The sequence below is a fragment of the Pseudoalteromonas sp. NH0006-46 genome, assembly GCF_057547735.1.
The window spans coordinates 1-2,575 of record NZ_BAAJML010000021.1 but is presented as its reverse complement, the minus strand read 5'-3'; the positions used below and the strand labels follow the sequence as shown (position 1 = coordinate 2,575).

Annotated in this window: 4 protein-coding genes and 1 pseudogene; 4 read left to right on the top strand and 1 reads right to left on the bottom strand. The window is 37.6% G+C overall.

Features of this window, described 5'->3' with window-relative positions; genetic code table 11:
* Positions 1 to 261, bottom strand: a pseudogene (locus AC27I2_RS19610) (IS110 family transposase); the annotation flags it as partial.
* Between the two features lie 349 nt (positions 262 to 610).
* On the opposite strand from AC27I2_RS19610, the gene AC27I2_RS19605 reads away from it, so the two are divergent.
* From AC27I2_RS19605 to AC27I2_RS19590, 4 genes are all read left to right on the top strand, one after another.
* A complete protein-coding gene (locus AC27I2_RS19605) occupies positions 611 to 985 on the top strand; it encodes a hypothetical protein (RefSeq protein ID WP_487205253.1) in 375 nt (124 codons plus the stop codon).
* Positions 986 to 1,088: 103 nt separating this feature from the next.
* Positions 1,089 to 1,550 carry a hypothetical protein gene (locus tag AC27I2_RS19600; protein ID WP_487205252.1) on the top strand — a complete coding sequence of 154 codons (462 nt, stop codon included), beginning with the start codon at positions 1,089 to 1,091 and terminating at the stop codon, positions 1,548 to 1,550.
* A 167-nt stretch (positions 1,551 to 1,717) separates the two neighbouring features.
* Positions 1,718 to 2,122, top strand: a complete 405-nt coding sequence (locus AC27I2_RS19595; RefSeq protein WP_487205251.1) for a hypothetical protein — start codon at positions 1,718 to 1,720, stop codon at positions 2,120 to 2,122.
* A gap of 85 nt (positions 2,123 to 2,207) precedes the next feature.
* Positions 2,208 to 2,573 carry a cupin domain-containing protein gene (locus AC27I2_RS19590; RefSeq protein WP_487205250.1) on the top strand — a complete coding sequence of 122 codons (366 nt, stop codon included), beginning with the start codon at positions 2,208 to 2,210 and terminating at the stop codon, positions 2,571 to 2,573.
* Positions 2,574 to 2,575: the final 2 nt, after the last annotated feature.

Genomic DNA, 2,575 nt, shown 5'->3' with positions numbered 1-2,575 from the left:
GGTGAATAAAGTAAGGTAGTCGTATTTAGCTAATGCATAAATAAGCGGGCCTTTTTTAAGTTCGCAAACAATCGCTATTTTCTGGTCTGGATAACGCTGTTTAATATCCATAGCCCATTCATGCAACGCTTCAGGTCTGTGTTTAACTACGGTGTAATGATATTTATTAGTGCTTGTTGGATGCTCACAAATATCATGTTTTTTATCGGCCCAATCAATGCCAATGAGTGCCGCAAAATTATCAACGTTATATGCTTTCATTTTATAGCGCCTACGGTTAAAGTTAAGGACGGAATGTGCTTAAATCTCGTTTCTCGCAGGTCTTATAGATAGTCTTGGTCGGCAATCCCTGAGTATGCGTTTTGAAATCGAGGTGCTCTGTTGGCTCGAACGTCTTGTTAAAAACATTGGATGTTCGTCATTCAATATTCGTAACCAACAGAAGCATATTCCACTTAATATAATAGTCAGTTACTTTTAAATTAAGTGGCTTGGTCGAACTATAAGTTGCTCAAAAGGACAAAAAACAGTTTGCTGTTTTTCGTACCTCAAACATTTTAGCAAACAATTTTTTGCCTCTTAGCAAGGCGTTAGCTGCCTTAGGAATGCCATGACAAAATCGTCAATTGCCAGCTTTTTAAAAGCCAATTTTGTTGTTGGTCTCCCTCTATTTATAATTCTTCTTTTTAGCTTGCAATATAATCGTACTGTAATCGATTGGACTGGAGTTTACTTTTTTATACAGTTAGGTGTTTTGCTTTCAATTTCCAGCGCTCTAATTGGTGTGGTGCTTTTAGTTCCAGCATTTCATTTTGCAGTTCGTCGAGGCTTCGCTTCATATTTTAGTATCGTCCTATTTAGCGTATTACCTGCATTTTGTTTTTACTTGGTATCAGCAAAGTCTTTTTATTTATACTGCATGGCTATTAGTGGTGTAATAGGTATAGTATTTTTTAAGTTGGTGCGCCCAAGAGCAGGCAGCTAACAAAAACATCATGGTGGGAATTTTACTCGCTGGCCTTCGGCCAAAAGCGCTCGCAAAATCCCCATATGTTAAAAGTTATATTTATTTAGCATGGAGCACATTTTTGAAGAATTTAGTATTAGTTATATTTTGTTTATTTTTAATTAGTTGTAAATCGACTCAGCCTAAACCTGATAGTCTTCAGTTTGGTGTTAATTTAAATGCACATCCAGAGCTTACAAAAGCCGAGAGGTCTCTATGGTTTGGTTTCAGTTTTGGTTTAGGCACTTGCATTCAAAATGAACGTGCTTCATATAGTAATTTCCCAATTTCTTGTGAAGTTACAGCAAGAACAATTATGGCTCAAATGTATGAGAATGAACCTGATAAAAGTGCTTATAAAGACGTTTATGCTAGCGAGCTTTACTCTGTATACAAAGCTGGATTCATGGAACAGTACGTATGGAACTTCCATAACCAAAAAGAATGGAACAAGCCAGCTAACACCGAAAAATATAAAGTGTGGGCATCAAAAAATTTATCGACACATAGTCAACAAACTAAGTTTGTGGGTAAATATCAATAAATATAACAAGTGACTAAACCAAAGGACGCAAAACAGCAGGCTGCGCTCCTTCGTCGCTAATTTTAGCCAGCTATTTTACGCCGGTTAGGCAAGCGTTATACGTAATCATGAAATTATCATTTGGCGCAGTATTTCTGTTCATTTCGCTAAATAGCCATGGAAGTAATATGGAACAAGGGAAAATTGATACTCAAAAGCTGTTTGATTCGGTGCTGCCTTTAGCGCAGCAGTTTCTTCTCGAAAGTGAAGAATTTTTCCCTTTCGGAGAAGTCATGAAGCCTAATGGCGAGCAAGTTAGTTTATCTGCGCAGCTTGAAAATGAAAGGCCAAGTTCATCAGACCTAATTGAGCTTTTAAAAAATCATTATATTCAGTCGGCTCAGGCCCAAGATATTATTGCTTCCTCGCTAGCGTATGATGTCAAAATTAAGGGCTCAGATGCTATTGCTGTCGATTTGGATCATGTAAGTGGTTACTCTGTAACTGTTTTTGTTCCATATGAGCTTACTGATGAAGAATTAGTCATTGGAGAGATGTTTACCCTGAAAGGTAAAAATCAAATATTCAAGTAAGGCGTAAATTACGTATAACAAACGCTTTAACCAAAAGGGACGCAAAACAGCAGGTTTGCGCTCCTTCGTCGCTAAGTAGAGTTCTATGCATAAAATAAATATTGGTGATAAATTTAAATTGTTTACGGAAGAGTGGACTCCAAAAATCATCGCTGAATCGAATGGTCAATTGGTTAAAATAGCCAAAGGGAGTGGCGAACTCGTTTGGCACAAACATGATCAAGAAGATGAACTGTTTATCGTATTTAAAGGGCAGCTTACATTGCAATTAAGAACTGGTGATATTGTGTTAAATGCTGGTGATATGTATGTAGTACCTAAAGGTGTTGAACACTGCCCTAAAGCGGAGCCAGACACCCATTTCATGATGGTAGAGCCTCCATCTACAGCTCATACCGGTGAAACTCAAAGTGAACTTACAGTATCATCAGAACAACAAGAGTGGATTTAGCG